The 15,218-nt window shown below is 43.8% G+C and carries 13 protein-coding genes and 1 pseudogene; 5 read left to right on the top strand and 9 right to left on the bottom strand.

Translation table 11 applies throughout. From position 1 onward, the window contains the following. Positions 1 to 131: pseudogene (locus GW12_RS00510) on the top strand (IS5/IS1182 family transposase); the annotation flags it as partial. Positions 132 to 201: 70 nt separating this feature from the next. Here the strand turns inward: GW12_RS00510 and GW12_RS15925 are convergent. Beyond that, complete coding sequence (locus tag GW12_RS15925) at positions 202 to 819, bottom strand: hypothetical protein (RefSeq protein WP_227504109.1); 618 nt, start codon at positions 817 to 819, stop codon at positions 202 to 204. 168 nt (positions 820 to 987) lie between these two features. On the opposite strand from GW12_RS15925, the gene paaI reads away from it, so the two are divergent. Further along, positions 988 to 1,380 carry a hydroxyphenylacetyl-CoA thioesterase PaaI gene (gene paaI, locus GW12_RS00520; RefSeq protein WP_034582027.1) on the top strand — a complete coding sequence of 131 codons (393 nt, stop codon included), beginning with the start codon at positions 988 to 990 and terminating at the stop codon, positions 1,378 to 1,380. A gap of 69 nt (positions 1,381 to 1,449) precedes the next feature. On the opposite strand, the gene codA is transcribed toward paaI, so the two are convergent. From codA to GW12_RS00540, 4 genes are all read right to left on the bottom strand, one after another. Continuing rightward, positions 1,450 to 2,694 (bottom strand): cytosine deaminase, encoded by a 1,245-nt coding sequence (codA, locus tag GW12_RS00525; RefSeq protein ID WP_034582029.1) that lies wholly within the window; start codon positions 2,692 to 2,694, stop codon positions 1,450 to 1,452. A 12-nt stretch (positions 2,695 to 2,706) separates the two neighbouring features. Beyond that, the gene (locus GW12_RS00530; RefSeq protein ID WP_034582031.1) at positions 2,707 to 3,942 is read right to left on the bottom strand and encodes a PucR family transcriptional regulator; all 1,236 of its coding nucleotides are present in this window, start codon (positions 3,940 to 3,942) and stop codon (positions 2,707 to 2,709) included. Between the two features lie 4 nt (positions 3,943 to 3,946). Beyond that, positions 3,947 to 5,203: a cytosine permease gene (codB, locus tag GW12_RS00535; RefSeq protein WP_034582033.1), complete on the bottom strand. Its 1,257-nt coding sequence runs from the start codon at positions 5,201 to 5,203 to the stop codon at positions 3,947 to 3,949. Positions 5,204 to 5,425: 222 nt separating this feature from the next. Further along, on the bottom strand, positions 5,426 to 7,129 hold the full coding sequence (locus GW12_RS00540) for a M61 family metallopeptidase (protein ID WP_034582035.1): 1,704 nt from the start codon (positions 7,127 to 7,129) through the stop codon (positions 5,426 to 5,428). Positions 7,130 to 7,303: 174 nt separating this feature from the next. Here GW12_RS00540 and GW12_RS00545 point away from each other — a divergent pair, with 174 nt between their 5' ends. From GW12_RS00545 to slyD, 3 genes are all read left to right on the top strand, one after another. Further along, entirely contained in the window at positions 7,304 to 8,608 is a 1,305-nt protein-coding gene (locus GW12_RS00545; protein ID WP_034582038.1) for a D-alanyl-D-alanine carboxypeptidase PBP6B, read from the top strand. 216 nt (positions 8,609 to 8,824) lie between these two features. Further along, a complete protein-coding gene (locus tag GW12_RS00550; protein WP_034582041.1) occupies positions 8,825 to 10,111 on the top strand; it encodes an NAD(P)/FAD-dependent oxidoreductase in 1,287 nt (428 codons plus the stop codon). Positions 10,112 to 10,248: 137 nt separating this feature from the next. Further along, a complete protein-coding gene (slyD, locus tag GW12_RS00555; protein ID WP_034582044.1) occupies positions 10,249 to 10,731 on the top strand; it encodes a peptidylprolyl isomerase in 483 nt (160 codons plus the stop codon). Positions 10,732 to 10,847: 116 nt separating this feature from the next. On the opposite strand, the gene GW12_RS00560 is transcribed toward slyD, so the two are convergent. The 4 genes from GW12_RS00560 to GW12_RS00575 all read right to left on the bottom strand — a co-directional run bounded on the left by GW12_RS00560 (position 10,848) and on the right by GW12_RS00575 (position 14,762). Next, on the bottom strand, positions 10,848 to 11,618 hold the full coding sequence (locus GW12_RS00560) for a M48 family metallopeptidase (RefSeq protein WP_034582046.1): 771 nt from the start codon (positions 11,616 to 11,618) through the stop codon (positions 10,848 to 10,850). A 113-nt stretch (positions 11,619 to 11,731) separates the two neighbouring features. Next, positions 11,732 to 12,040, bottom strand: coding sequence for a hypothetical protein (locus tag GW12_RS00565; protein ID WP_034582048.1), 309 nt, complete (start codon positions 12,038 to 12,040; stop codon positions 11,732 to 11,734). A 164-nt stretch (positions 12,041 to 12,204) separates the two neighbouring features. Further along, a complete protein-coding gene (locus GW12_RS00570) occupies positions 12,205 to 13,524 on the bottom strand; it encodes an adenylosuccinate synthase (RefSeq protein ID WP_034582050.1) in 1,320 nt (439 codons plus the stop codon). A 71-nt stretch (positions 13,525 to 13,595) separates the two neighbouring features. Next, on the bottom strand, positions 13,596 to 14,762 hold the full coding sequence (locus tag GW12_RS00575) for an ATP phosphoribosyltransferase regulatory subunit (protein WP_034582053.1): 1,167 nt from the start codon (positions 14,760 to 14,762) through the stop codon (positions 13,596 to 13,598). Between the last annotated feature and the right edge of the window lie 456 nt (positions 14,763 to 15,218).

Raw genomic sequence — 15,218 nt, forward strand, 5'->3', positions numbered from 1 at the left:
TTGAGCATGTATTTGGCAGTTTGAAAACCTTCAAAATCCTCGCTGAGCGATATCGTAACCGTGGCAAAAGACTGGGCTTAAGATTCAATTTAATTGCGGGAATCTATAATTTGGAACTGAGTGAAAAATGACTTATGAAAGAGGTTTAATATGTTCGTTTTTAAATACATTACCGTATATATCCTCAAATTTAATTAAAATTTAATAATCCGCAGATTTTATTTCATATAGATATGAAATTTCTTCATCTGTTAAATAGGTAGCTATCCATTGACTTGTGAAATCATTGATTCTATTTAACCTTTGAATGAATTGTTTATTAATAATACCTCCATAAATTTCTATAAAAATTGCTTTATCCTTCCCATCATTAAATAAACTAAATTGCATTAAGGGCGCATCTTTATATTCTATATGTGCGTCAGATGCATCTATCAGGTGTGTTTTTAGTCTAATTTTAGGATTACGGACTACTAAAATAGGTCTTACGGCTTCTTCAAGAGCTCGATAATATTTCTTTTGCTCTGCAATTAACGTCTTTTGTTGCTTAACGCTCTCCCTCATCTCATCAATCTGAAGTTGTAATGCTTTTTCTTGTTGTTCCAATGCTTTTGTATTTTGCTCTAACTGCCTACCCTGCTGTACATAGCCTAAAATTAGCCCAAAGAAAGCGATAGGTGCAATGATCCCAGCAAGAAAATCACCTAATTCATTTAAAGATGTTGGACTTTTTAAATCGCCAAAAAACCAAAATAGAAAAATTACAACCAGCCATGCAACTGTAATTCCGATTCCCCATACTAAACTTCTTTGATTCATTTTTTCTAATAAAAAGCAGTTAATTATATATTGGTTTTACATTCTTTTCCTTCTACATGCAAATTCACCATATAGAACTTTCACTTGTCTTTCCCCTTTCATAATGTTATTTATGATTCACATAATTAATATTCAAAAATAAAAACGTATCTAAAAAGGAGTATTGCAATGGATCAGCAAGTCAATCACATGTTTAATCAAGATCGTTTGATTCAGTACCTTGGTGCACATCTGGTTTCCTATAGCCATAATCACGCCAAGATTGAACTAAAAGTGACCGAACAGCATTTACAAGGTCATCAAACCTGTAACGGCGCAGTAATTTTTGCACTGGCTGATGCAGCCTTTGCGATTGCCTGCAATACTGGTGAACATCCGGCTGTGGGTCAACATTGTGGTATTCATTACCTTAAACCTGCATTACTCGGTGATACACTGATTGCCATTGCAGAACACAAAGCCAGCAGCGGTCGCAGTGGCATCTATGACATTCAGATCATTAACCAAAAAGACCAGATCGTGGCTGAGTTCCGTGGGACTTCCCGGACAATAGTGAAATAGAATTTTCATCATGATCTGCAATAAAAAACCGGTGTCTCAACACCGGTTTTTATGTCTTGAAAACATAAATTAAGTAAATAGCTCAACCTGTTCAGTTTGACGGCGCATAATCACCTTACCATTTTTCACGCTTAAGATTGCTTTAGCTTGGTTGGCAACCACGTCATAATCCTTCTGTGCAGGCATAATAATAAAGCTTGCGGGACGTCCAACTTCAATACCGTATTGATCACCCAGACACAGGGTTTTCGCTGAGTTATCAGATACAAAGTCCAGACAACGTTGCAGGTCTTCATAACCGAGCATATGACAGATGTGCAGTGCAGCATCTAAGACACGAATGATGTTGCCATTGCCAATTGGATACCATGGATCACGAATGGAATCCTGTGCAAAACTGATATTCATGCCAGCACGATCAATTTCAGCAGCACGGGTCACACCACGGCGTTTTGGATAGGTATCGAAACGGCCTTGTAAATGGATGCTTTCAGTTGGGCAAGAAATAAAATTGATCTTAGAACGTTTCAGCAAACGGAACAGCTTGTAACAGTAGGCATTGTCATAAGAACCCATTGCAGTGGTATGGCTGGCTGTTACGCGCTCGCCCATGCCACGTACACGTGCTTCATCTGCTAATACCTCCAGGAAGCGCGATGCAGGGTCATCAATCTCATCACAGTGCACATCCACCAGGCGGTCATATTTTTCTGCCAGATCCATCAGGAAATGAACAGAGCTGACACCTTTTTCACGAGTATATTCAAAGTGTGGAATACCACCCACTACGTCAGCACCCAGCTTGATCGCTTCTTCCATCAGGCCACGACCATTGTTATAGGATTCAATCCCCTCTTGCGGAAATGCCACGATCTGCAGATTCACCTTGTCCTTAATCTCTTCTTTGACTTCCAGCATGGCATGTAATGCGGTCAGTTCAGGATCAGTCACATCGACATGGGTACGCACATGCTGAATACCATGTGCCACTAACATATCTACGGTCTTTTTCGCACGCTGTTTGGTATCTTCTTGAGTAATAGTTTCTTTACGTTGGCCCCAACGTTCAATACCTTCAAATAAGGTACCTGACATATTCCATTCAGGTTCGCCAGCTGTTAGTACCGCATCTAAATGAATATGTGGCTCGATCAGGGGGGCCATCACCATTTGCTGTGCAGCATCAATGATCTCGGCAGAGGCTTCAGCTTGGATCACACCTGCCTGTTTTTCAATTGCTTCAAATACACCATTGTTATAGGTCAGGGAAAATAGACCTTCTTTACCACGCAAAATGGCATTAATTACTTTCATAGGAGAGTCTCGTTATTTATGAGTCATTTGCCAGATCAGCAATGCCACAGCGGCATTTAATCTAAAGTTGGCAGAAGTTAAAGATTGCCCGGTCAGGCTTTCAATTTTTTGAATACGTTGATTCAGGGTATTGCGGTGAATTCCCAGGCGCTGTGCTGTCGCCATCAGGTTGCCATTTTCTTTCAGCCAGGCATCCAGCGTTTCTAGAAATACATAAGGATGTTTGCGATCGGTATCGACCAGCATACCGATGTTGTCCTGCATGAATTGCTGCAACAAGATTTTGTTGGGAATGGCCTTGAGCAGTTTTAGCAGGCCCAGATCACGGTACAAGCTTAAACCTGTTTCCGTATTGAGATCTGCTGCGATTTCCTGCGCATGACAGGCTTCCCAGAACCCGCGCTGAAATGCAGATGCAGAATTCACTTCATTGGATAAACCAGCAAAAACCTTGTATTCGTCATTCATGCTATGACAGTTTAGTTGCTGGATCAGCTCGGACAATAATGCCTGCCAGTATTCCAGATCATGTTCAGCAACGGACAGCACCATATTAAACTGGTCACCCTGCCGGATCACCGGAAAAACTTGTTGGTGCTGTTTACGCCATTGTTCCAGCTGGTTATAACAATCCTGCTTGATCTGAAAATACTGTTCTTCTGGCAGATGAAAACTCTCAGCACCATTTACTTCAGGATGGAAAATCTGCTGAAGGTGATGCAGCTTCAACACTACAACTACATGTCGCCCAAGCACAGGTAAATTCAGCTGTTTGGCCCGCATATTGATGATATCCAGAGATGGATAATCGCCCATCAACAATTGCATCAATACATCTTCGGCTGATTTTTGGGTTTGGGCTGATTCCACCAGACGCGTACCAATAACATGCGTCACCTCGACCATTCTCAGGCTATACGGCTGTTCAATCAGTGGCAATCCCAGCGCATCAGCTTTGGCGATGACACTGTCAGGAATATGCTGGATAAAATCCGGGCCGGTCAGAATCACCATGGCTGCCGCATCACGCTGTTTCGCCTGATCCAGCAACGCCAACAAGTTGGTTTCACCCCGGATGTAATTCACGCCGACAAAGATCAGCTCACCACCGGTGATCCATTCAGCAATCCCTTCATTTTCGGCAACATAGAACCAGCGCACCAACCGTTGCACATGGTCGTTTCCCGCCCGCAACTGCATTTGCTGTAATTGCGGTAAATCCAGAATATCCTGAACAGTCATGCTCATGCTGTTAAGCCTCTTTCAACTGTGACTGTTTTACCGGGAAGACTGCCAGCAAAACGCTATATACCACAAATGCCACGGCGATCCCGACAATTGGCGCAATCCAAGGTGATACATAGGCACAGATCGCACCGACTGCATACGCGGTCAAACCAATCCAGTTAAAGTTCGGCAAGTGAGCTTGAGACAACAGTGGATATTTACCTTTATAACGTACCCAGTAATCCGCCATGATCACGCCGCCCACAGGTGGAATGATGGCACCAAGTAACAGCAGAAATGGAATCAGCAGTTCATACATACCAAGTACCGCCAGCACGATCCCGATTGAAGCTGATGCCAACACCATGGTTTTACGGCGTTCAGTACGTACCAGATGGCAAGCTGCTGCAGATACGTTGTAAATGGTTGGACCCTGAATCGTCCACAGGTTCAGACATAGCATGATAATCGCTGCGACAGACAGACCTTGCAGAATCAGCACTTCTACAATATCTGCTTGTTGATACACGATTGCCATCCACGCACCTGCCAGCACCATCAAGCCATTGCCGATTACAAAGCTCACTAAGCAGGCCCAAATCGCGACACGGCTGCTTTTAGCCATGCGGGTCCAGTTGGTAATCTGAGTTGCACCACTGGCAAAGGTACCAAAGACCATGGTAATCGCGGTGGCAAAAGTCATTTTTTCGGTTGGTACCGCACTGGTTAGGCCGGTCCAGCCGCCAATATGTTTGGTTGCCAAATAGATCGATACCACCAGCAATAGGAACATTAAGGGAATGGAAATACGCGACAGCCATTCTAGGCCTTTAAAGCCGACAATGGCGGTAATCGAGAAACCAAAGCCGAACAGCACCATCAGCGGGATATTCCAGCCTTCCGGAATGCCAACAATCTTGGTGAGGGAAATGGCTAGTGTCGCAGTTCCCCACGCGTACCACCCTAATTCGGCAAATCCCAGTAGAAAATCCGATAATTTACTGCCCAGGTTGCCAAAACAAAAACGGCCCATCAAAACGGTATTTAAACCGCTGCGGGCCGAGATCAATCCAAGGGATGCTGCATATAAACCTAATAACACATTCCCAATCACGGTAATCCAGAGAATGTTAATAAAGTCGAATGCGACACCTATTTTTCCACCAGCAAACATGGTTGCTGTAAAAAAGGTAAAGCTGAATAACACCAAAGCAATAGGAAAAAACCCTTTTCGTTGAGAGTCCGGTGTTTCTGTGAGTGGACTTTCATCATGTGTCTTCATCGTTTTCTCTCTGCATTTTTACATATATTGCCTGTCTGCAAGAGCGATGCCATTTATACCCTTTAAATAATTGACACACCCTGCCCACTATTTATGTGCAAGTTGCATATAAATATGATTATTTATGCAGATTTAAAGATAAATAAGTGTGCGAGACGATGAATGATACCTAAATTAGGGCACAAAAAAAGGATGCCGAAGCATCCTTTTTGATTTTTTAGACTAGGCTTTCAACCACTTATTTATACTGTCCTGATTTTCCACGGTTAATTCAACCTCATTCAGCTCAGAACCCGCAGCTTGGACTTCGAAAGTCATTAACTCATCACGACGGAAAGCATGTACGGTATATATACCCTGCTCTTTGGCATATTTTTCCAGTAGCTTGGTCGTTGCTTTCAAGCCATCAATCGCAATGATCACATCATTAGCAGACAGACCGGCTTTAGCAGCTGCACCATCACGGCGTGCAGACTGGATTTGGACACCTTCAGGCTTATCCGCCAGTTTCAGGCCAAATGGCAGAGATTTGTCATTTTTCAGTGTGTATTTCACACCGAACTCTGGCAATAGCTGATCCAACGGCAGTTCTTCAGTGGTATTGATCAGATGGTTAATCTGCTCTAACCAGCTGTCACCTGTCAATTCCTGACATAAGTCGAAAATGGTACGTTCATTGACCTGAATGCCATTTTGCGCATTTTCATACAGCTTACGCATTAGGGCATCCAGACTTGAACCGCGTAAACGCAGACCTAAGTCCAGACACAGTGCCACCAGACAGCCTTTGTTGTAATAGCTGGTACCGGCATTATTGGAATTTTCATCCTGACGATAGAATTTCACCCAGGCATCAAAGCTGGATTCAGCCACAGTCTGAACAAAACGACCCTGATTTTGCAGGTAACGGTCAATCTGTGCTTTCAGTAAAGTCAGGTAAGATTCCTGATTGATCACACCACTACGCAGCAGGATCAGATCATCATAATAAGAAGTGAAACCTTCGAAGATCCAGAGTAAAGAGGTATAGCCTTCTTTATTTAGATCATAATTGACAAAGTTTTCCGGACGGATAAATTTCACCAACCATGAGTGGAAATATTCGTGGCTGCACAGTCCCAAGAAACGCTGGTAATCCTTAGATGGCTCTTCCGGCTCATTGGCTTTAGGCAGGTCATCACGTGGCGTAATCAGGCTGGTAGAATTTGGATGTTCCAAACCACCATAGCTGTTACCGGTGGCCATGGTCATAAAGGTATAATTACTAAATGGTGCCGAACCGAACATGGAAATTTCGGTGCTGCAGATTTTTTCCAGGTCTTTCTGCATACGTTCAACATTCATGGCATGTTTGCCAGACACCACAAACTCATGTGGAATGCCCTTGGCTTCAAAACTGAAACGAGTCTGTTCTGCCAACTCAAACGGTGAATCGATCAGCTCGGCATAGTTTTCAGCTTTTAAGGTATAACGGCCTTTCACCAAACTCTTGGAAGCCATACCGGTTGCCAGCTGGAAGTGTTTCAGCTCATCCGGCAGGAAGACTTCAATTTCAACGGCCTTATGCTCCTGTCCTTCCAAACCTAAACATGCACAAGCCGGATTGACATACAGGCGGGTTTCATCGACATAAGCCCCACGCACTGACAGGTCATAAGCATAAACATCATATTCCACCGTGATCAGCTCATGATCAGTATTAAACAGACGCCATTTGTTCTTTTCAAATTTCTGGATCTTGAGCTGACGACCTTCCTCATCATAGGCTTTGACTGCTTCAATATGTTTGGAAAATTCGCGAATCAAATAACTGCCCGGAATCCATGTTGGCAAAGACAACACCTGTGTAGGGTCAGCTAAAAAGCGAACAGTCACGTGAACAAGATGCTGACGATAATCGTCAAATTCGATTTGATAATGCAACATAATGGGCGATTCAAAATAAATTAGAATGTGTTAAGTCTTAGCTTAACATTTTTTCCGATACATTGCGGAAGTGTCTTAATTGTCTACAATGAGCACTAGCCATGACAAAAAAAAAGGCTTAGCATGCCTAAAATTTTTTTGCTCGCCCACGGACTGGTCGAATAAGGAACACCCTTGAAATTTATCACCTCATTGATTGCGACATTGTGCCTGCTTGTGTCTGCAATTTCGCATGCTGCCCTACTGAATATCAATCCTGAAAGTGTTGAAGCCAAAGCCTGGACCATTCTGGATAGTGAAACTGGACAGACCATTGCATCTCATAATGAAGACATGCAACGTGCCCCAGCTTCCCTGACCAAAATGATGGTGGCCTATATCACATTGAAGGAAATCCAGGCCGGGAAATTAAGTAAAAGTGAAATAATTACCGCGACGCCAGTGGTGCAAATGGTGATGTGGGATGAATCCCAAATGTACCTGAAAGAAGGTGAGCAGATTTCTGTAGATCAGTTACTGGCAGGTCTGATCGTGATGTCAGCCAATGATGCAGCCGTGACCCTGGCAGAAAAAATCTCTGGCAGCGTACCGAAGTTTATTGAACGCATGAACAAGGAAGCTCAAGCACTGGGAATGACGCATACCCATTTCCAGAATCCAGCCGGTGTAACCATGCCTGAGCACTACTCAACTGCGGCAGATCTGGCCAAACTATCACAAGCACTAGTAACCCAAACCCCAGATTATTTGGGCTATTCCAAACAGCCAAGTTTTACTTACAACCAGCGTTTCCACCGTGCCACCAACCTGTTGTTAAAAATGGACCCAACAGTGGATGGCCTAAAAACCGGTTTTACCCGTGCTGCAGGTTATAACCTGGCTGCAACTGCAATCCGTCCAAGCATAGAAATGAACATGCCCAACCGTCGTCTGATCGTGGTGGTATTAGGCACTAAAAGCGGGGTTAAACGTGCCGAAGTCGCGCATAAGCTGATGAACCTAGCTTATACCTATACCCGTAATGAAGTCGCCGTACCTAGCCATCAACTTTTGGCAGAATTGCCTGTGGTGAAATCTACTCTGAAAATGTTCAAGGTTGAAACAAAGCAGCCTGAACTGATCACTACTTCCCTGTATGACCAGAGCTATACCATTGACCTGAACCAGTTTGACCAATCGACTCAACGCATCATGCTGGATACCGGTAACGGTGTCATGCAAAGTATCGAGCCACTGCGTGAAACTCAGACTCACGTCAATGTCGAAGTCAAAGAAACTAAACTGACTGCCCCACTAGCGAAAGTCATGCAGCTGGCCACTGTGAATGTCTATCAAAATGACCAGCTGATTCGTACCATTCTGATTGAAGATCAAGTTGACCTTGAGGAAGCAGGTATTTTCCACAGGTTCTTTGAATGGTTATTTAGTCTGTTTTCTGACAATACAACTGATGTGAAACTTTATCCGATCGGAAAATAAAACATGAACCATGAAGGATGGAGATAAGAATAATTTTCCATCCTTCTATTCTCTTGCTGCGCCTACCTTTTACTTCCGTCCAACCTCATCTTTCTTTATGTCATTGAATTGCTACGTTTTGTAATTGTTAAACAATCCTGTACAAGACCTGAATTTTCACCTGTCATAGTATGTTTCATCACATTTTATTAGAAAAATAAACAGGTTAATCATTTTATGACAGCACATAAGATCGTAATTGTAGGTGGTGGCGCTGGCGGACTGGAACTGGCGACCCAGTTAGGACAGAGTCTCGGCAAAAGTGGCAAAGCCCATATCACATTGGTCGACCAGAAACTGACTCATATCTGGAAACCACTTTTACATGAGATTGCTGCTGGAACACTAAATCCGCATCAGGAAGAAATCAATTACTTTGCCCATGCTGCAGAGAACCATTATGAATTTGTGCTGGGAAATTTTAAAAATATCGACCGTGCAGCCCAACAGATTCTGATCGAAAATGATTATTTTTCTAAAAAAGCTCTACCGAAAAAGGACATAAAAATTAGCTATGACACATTGGTATTAGCTCTAGGTTCAACTTCCAATGATTTTAATACGCCTGGTGTCCAGGAATTTTGCCATTTTCTGGACAGCCGCGAACAAGCAGATATTTTCCAGCAGGACTTGTTGCATCTATACCTGAATGCCCAGCATGAAGCATCCAGCCGCGAACTGAAAATCGCCATTATTGGTGCGGGTGCGACAGGAGTTGAACTGGCAGCTGAACTAGTCTCAGCCAAACATAATTTCCATAAATATGGACTCAATAAAATTGATCCCAACAAAGTTAAAATCACCCTGATTGAAGCCGCTGACCGTATCCTGCCTGCCCTGTCTGAAAAAGTGGCGGAGCATACCCTGAAGCAGCTAAAAGAATTAGGCATTGATGTGCTCACCCAGCATCGCGTAGCTAAGGTGGATGAAGATCATATCCACTTCGCCGATGGCAGTAGTCTGGAAGCAGAAGTGAAAGTCTGGGCCGCCGGCATTAAGGCACCGGATGTACTTAAAAATCTAGAAGGCTTTGAAAAGGACAATATCAACCGCCTCAAAGTCTATGCAACTTTGCAGACACTAACTGATCCCAATATTTTTGCTTTCGGAGACTGTGCCCATTGTAAGCCGCGTGCTGATGAGCCAGTGCTCGGTCCACGTGCCCAGGTGGCTAGTCAGCAGGCCAGCTTTCTTGCCAACTCATTAAGGCTGCGTGTCAATGGCAAGACTTCTCTGCCAATCTTCACTTTCTCAGACAAAGGTTCGCTGGTGTCCCTAAGTGAAAATAAAGCAGTGGGTGAATTACTTGGTCAGGTGAATGTGCATGGCTTCGTCGCAAAATCAATGTATATTTCCCTGTATCGCCTGCATCAGGCCACGATCTTGGGCTATACTCATGCCGGGGCCTTAACGCTTAAGGATTTCGTTACAAGAAAAATCTCGCCGAAGATAAAATTGCATTGAAATTTACATAGTTGTCCCCATTAATGAAAAAACCATCATTAGAATAGAGAAATTGCATTTTTTTTGCTAATTTTAGTCTACAAAAACTCAATTTCACTTTATGATGTCTCTTTTAAAAATTTGATTGGATCAATATCATGACTGCAGTTGCAAATGACCTCGTGGTTTCTTTCCACTACACACTGACTAACGCAGAGGGTGAAACTCTCGACAAATCTCAAGGTGAACCACTTGCATATTTGCATGGTGCAGGCAACATCATTCCTGGCCTTGAAAATGCACTGCTTGGCAAAACTGTTGGCGACAAGTTCACTGTAACTGTTCCAGCTGCTGAAGGTTACGGCGAATACAACCCAGAGCTTGTACAAGAAGTTCCTGCAAAAATGTTCCAAGGCGTGGACAACATCCAACCTGGTATGCAATTCCAAGCACAAACTGATGACGGCGTTCAAATCGTAACTGTTAAAGCAGTTGAAGGCGAAACAGTTGTGGTTGATGCGAACTTCCCACTTGCTGGTCAAGACCTGACTTTCGAAGTTGAAATCGTAGCGATCCGTGAAGCTTCTCAAGAAGAACTAGACCACGGTCACGTACACGGTGCAGGCGGTCACCACCACTAAGATCATCTGAACTGACGTGCAAAAGGCAAAGTTTTTACTTTGCCTTTTTTATTACCTGCAGATTTTCAACATAAAAAAGCAGGACATCTGCCCTGCTTTGACTTAAGCCATAAGACTTATTTGCGCTGATTATAAATCTGCATTGCTGCTGGCAAGTTCTGACGCATTGCTGCAATACGCTGACTGTTTGATGGGTGAGTTGATAAGAACGCAACGCCACTGCTGGTCTGCTTGTTCATTTTTTCCCACAGCGTAATCGCCGCATTCGGATTATAACCGGCGCGTGCCATTAACATTAAACCACCTTGGTCAGCGCGGCTTTCTAGGTTACGTGAATATGGCAAACCGATACCGATCTGACTACCTAGCTGAGCCGCAGCTGTAGCACCTTGGCCCGCACCTGCTGCGCTTAAACCAATACCTAGAGCCAGATCAGTTAACGCCTGAGCACCAATTTTCTGTTTAGAGTGTTCTTCCAGTGCATGCACCATCTCGTGGCCCATGACCGCTGCAATTTCCGCATCAGTCAGGTTCAGTTTGTTCACGATCCCGGTATAAAACACCACTTTACCACCCGGCGCCACATAAGCATTGACCTGATCAGATTTCAGCACTGCCAGTTGCCAGTCAAACTTCACCCCGGTCTGGTTTAACTGGTCTGCATAAGGGCGCAATCTATTAAATACAGCATAAATACGTTTATAAGTCGCCGATGAAGTATCTAGCTGGTTTGCTGCACGTGCTTCCTGAACGGTCTTGTTGAAACCCTCTGTCGCAACTGCATTTAATGTAGAGGTATTTGCACCCGCCATATCTGCAACCGTTGCACAACCGGTTAAGGTCACCGCTGCTGCAGCGCACATGCTAAACAAAAATTTATTTTTCATTAGAGAGTCTCCACCCCAATTTCAAGGCACAATAATTTGTAAAAATTATAATTGAAACATCGTTATACCTGAAATGTGGAATTACTTCATCTTTTTAGCATTTATGTAATATTTCAGGTGATGAATTGTATAGTCAGCCAGTAAATCAAACACAATACATTCAAGACCAGATAAAACTGTGCCAATGGCTTGATTTTCTGTTCCAGCGTTTCACTTTTACGTTTAACATACAGGATCGCATTCTGGATCAAAATGACAGGTACCAGAATACAGGCAATGATCACGCTCAGTCCAACCAGTGCGCCATAAATAATTTCAGGATTGGACGTCTGGGCACGAATAATCAACATAGCAATGGTCGGTGCCCCGCCCATGGCAAACAGCAACGAATAAAACATGGTTGCCGAAATATTTTTTTGCATCCTGCAAAACTCTTATCTTACTGTTTAGATTCATTCTAGCAAGTCGCTGAAAAAAGCCTAGTTTGAACTGATGCAACTTTAGTCTTGAAAATCCGGTTTTTTCTAAAGGCAATAAAAAAAACCCTGTGAAATCACAGGGTTTTTCTCATTTCTTGCTTAAGGAATTAAGCAGAGAATGGGTGGCGCAGAATAATAGTTTCTTCACGGTCTGGACCAGTTGAGATGATGTCGATTGGACATTCAATCAATTGCTCAAGACGTTTCACATAGTTAATTGCATTTTGTGGCAATTGATCTAGTGATTTCGCACCGAAAGTAGATTCTTTCCAGCCCGGCATAGTTTCGTAGATTGGTTTTAAAGTTTCGAATGCAAGCGCATCAGAAGAACCTACACAACCAGAATCTGCAGCTTCATAACCTACACAGATTTTCACTTCGTCTAAACCATCCAGAACGTCAAGTTTAGTCAGGCAGATACCAGAAAGTGAGTTTACTTCTACTGAACGACGCAGGATTTCAGCATCGAACCAGCCACAACGACGTTGACGGCCAGTAGACGCACCGAATTCTGAACCTACAGTACCCAGGTGTTTACCAATGGCATCACCTGTATCAGTTGCAGCATCATAAACCAATTCAGTTGGGAATGGACCTGAACCTACACGAGTGGTATACGCTTTAGTAATACCAAGGACATAATCCAGGTGTAATGGACCAAGACCTGAACCTGAGCTTACGCCACCAGCAGTCGTGTTAGAAGAAGTTACGTATGGGTATGTACCATGGTCAACGTCAAGCAGTGAACCTTGTGCACCTTCGAACATGATGTTCTTACCCGCTTTACGGTAAGCGTGTAACTCACCAGTCACGTCCATCACCATAGGTTCGATCACTTTACGCCATTCGTCGCATAGTGCCAGAACGTCTTCAACTTTAACTGCTTCAACACCAAAGAATTGAGTCAATTGGAAGTTGTGGTATTCAAGCAGCTCTTCAAGTTGCGCTTTAAGATGTTCACCACCACGTACCAGGTCAGCAACACGGATTGCACGACGAGCAACTTTATCTTCGTAAGCAGGACCGATACCACGACCTGTTGTACCAATTTTCGCATTACCACGTTTTTTCTCACGTGCTTGGTCAAGTGCGATGTGGTGTGGCAGGATCAATGGACAGTTTGGAGAAATGCGCAGACGTTCACGTACAGGCACGCCTTCTTTTTCCAGCACTTCCATTTCATGGATTAACGCTTCTGGTGACAGAACAACACCGTTACCAATTAAGCACAGTACGTTTTCACGTAAAATACCTGATGGAATGAGGTGTAATACAGTTTTCTTACCACCAACCACGAGAGTGTGACCTGCGTTGTGTCCGCCTTGATAGCGTACTACCGCAGCCGCTTGATCTGTGAGCAGGTCGACGATTTTACCTTTACCTTCGTCGCCCCATTGGGTACCAAGTACCACAACATTCTTGCCCATAATAGCCTCATTACATCATGCTGTTAAAGTTGAAAAGCCTGGCTCAGCGACATGAATACTGAGCCGGACCATTAAATTGTTTTGACTGTCCACTCACCGTCGACATTCACCAGCTGGTGAGTCGCATACGGTACTGAGCTTAACTCATCATTACCTAATAACTGAATTACACTTAAGCCTTGTGCACGGGTTGCCTGAATCGCATTCAGCAACGCTGCATCCGTACCTTTTGGCGCAACTACAACTTGTGCCGCTGCAAACTTGCCGGCACTTAACATATATAAGTCGCAAGAGAAACCGGTTGCCGGACGGGCACGACCAAAGTGTTCACCAATACCATCGTAACGGCCGCCTTGAGCTAATGGCACTGCACGATTTGGTGCATATACGGCGTACATCAGACCAGTATGGTAGTGATAAGAGCGCAGTTCAACCACGTCTACACCAATTTCCAGTTCAGGCCAGCGTGCCTGAATCTCGCTTTGCGTCGTAATCAGTGCATCCAGTGCCTGTTTAAAGGCTGGATTTGCCAGTACTTCGGCACTCAGTTGATTTTTCAGCGCGTCCAGATCACTTGCATAGCGGCCCAGTACATAGAAATCCTGACCGAAGTTCAGTGTTGCAGTGAATTCTTTCAGTTCAGGTAAAGCTTTGCGTTGATACAGGTCAGATAACTGACGCTCAGCCGCCTTGCTGAGGCCCGCTTGTGCCACCAGGCTACGGAACAGACCGACATGTCCCAAGTCCAGGTGAATCCCTTCTGCCAGACCTGCTTCTTCAATCAGGCTGACCATCAGGTCAATCATTTCTACATCGGCATCAATACTGTCTGAACCGAACAATTCAGCACCCAGCTGCAACGGCGCACGCGTGGTGTTAAATCCTTGTGGTTTGGTATGCAGAACTGTGCCTGCATAGCAGTAACGAGCCACACCTTCAACTGGATGTACATGCGCATCGATACGAGCCACTTGTGGTGTCATATCGGCACGCACACCAAGCAGACGGCCAGACAGCTGGTCGATCACTTTAAAAGTGGCTAAGTCTAAATCCTGATTCGATTCTGAGAGAGAAGATAAAGATTCAATGTATTCAATGAATGGCGTGTACACCAGCTGATAACCTCGAGATGCGAGGAAATCCAGTGACTTACGGCGCAAATCTTCTATGACTCGCGCTTGTTCTGGTAATACATCAGCTACACCATCAGGTAATAACCATGTCTCTGAAATGGGCATGTTGTAAACCTAAATTCTTGTCAGCGCGGAACAAATCCGCATAAAAAAATCGGGAGCACACCCGATTTCTCCTAGTCTAGCACGATCGCCAAAACTGTGCATCGCAATTTTGATAATTTTCTCTGACTGATCAAATGACTAACATTGATAATTCAAATCATCCATATAAAGGATAAATGGATATTTTACCCAAAATCACCATTTATCCTTTATCAAACTGATTTTTCGATATATTTAAGCTCTTCAGAACATCTTATGTTTTTTGTAGCATTCTGATCTTTTACAACTCTGTCCTAAAGGCTTCACAATTTTTTAATGATAAATGCCCAAAAATAATCCAGCATAAAAGTATGAGAGATTGATTCAAATGCCCAAGAAAGCAGCATACGTTGTGGTTGTGGATGATTTAAATTAACTAACATCATTCCTGCACTTCTTTTGACATCCTCTCCGACC

Source organism: Acinetobacter sp. HR7 (assembly GCF_000773685.1).
Taxonomy (GTDB): Bacteria; Pseudomonadota; Gammaproteobacteria; order Pseudomonadales; family Moraxellaceae; genus Acinetobacter; species Acinetobacter thermotolerans.

What these genes read in the sequence shown, in the direction of transcription:
- paaI (WP_034582027.1), top strand. Translation starts at nt 988, where the DNA reads ATGGATCAGCAAGTCAATCACATGTTTAATCAAGATCGTTTGATTCAG.
- codB (WP_034582033.1), bottom strand. Translation starts at nt 5,203, where the DNA reads ATGAAGACACATGATGAAAGTCCACTCACAGAAACACCGGACTCTCAA.
- slyD (WP_034582044.1), top strand. Translation starts at nt 10,249, where the DNA reads ATGACTGCAGTTGCAAATGACCTCGTGGTTTCTTTCCACTACACACTG.
- codA (WP_034582029.1), bottom strand. Translation starts at nt 2,694, where the DNA reads ATGAAAGTAATTAATGCCATTTTGCGTGGTAAAGAAGGTCTATTTTCC.
- GW12_RS00530 (WP_034582031.1), bottom strand. Translation starts at nt 3,942, where the DNA reads ATGAGCATGACTGTTCAGGATATTCTGGATTTACCGCAATTACAGCAA.
- GW12_RS00540 (WP_034582035.1), bottom strand. Translation starts at nt 7,129, where the DNA reads ATGTTGCATTATCAAATCGAATTTGACGATTATCGTCAGCATCTTGTT.
- GW12_RS00575 (WP_034582053.1), bottom strand. Translation starts at nt 14,762, where the DNA reads ATGCCCATTTCAGAGACATGGTTATTACCTGATGGTGTAGCTGATGTA.
- GW12_RS00565 (WP_034582048.1), bottom strand. Translation starts at nt 12,040, where the DNA reads ATGCAAAAAAATATTTCGGCAACCATGTTTTATTCGTTGCTGTTTGCC.
- GW12_RS15925 (WP_227504109.1), bottom strand. Translation starts at nt 819, where the DNA reads ATGAATCAAAGAAGTTTAGTATGGGGAATCGGAATTACAGTTGCATGG.
- GW12_RS00560 (WP_034582046.1), bottom strand. Translation starts at nt 11,618, where the DNA reads ATGAAAAATAAATTTTTGTTTAGCATGTGCGCTGCAGCAGCGGTGACC.
- GW12_RS00570 (WP_034582050.1), bottom strand. Translation starts at nt 13,524, where the DNA reads ATGGGCAAGAATGTTGTGGTACTTGGTACCCAATGGGGCGACGAAGGT.
- GW12_RS00550 (WP_034582041.1), top strand. Translation starts at nt 8,825, where the DNA reads ATGACAGCACATAAGATCGTAATTGTAGGTGGTGGCGCTGGCGGACTG.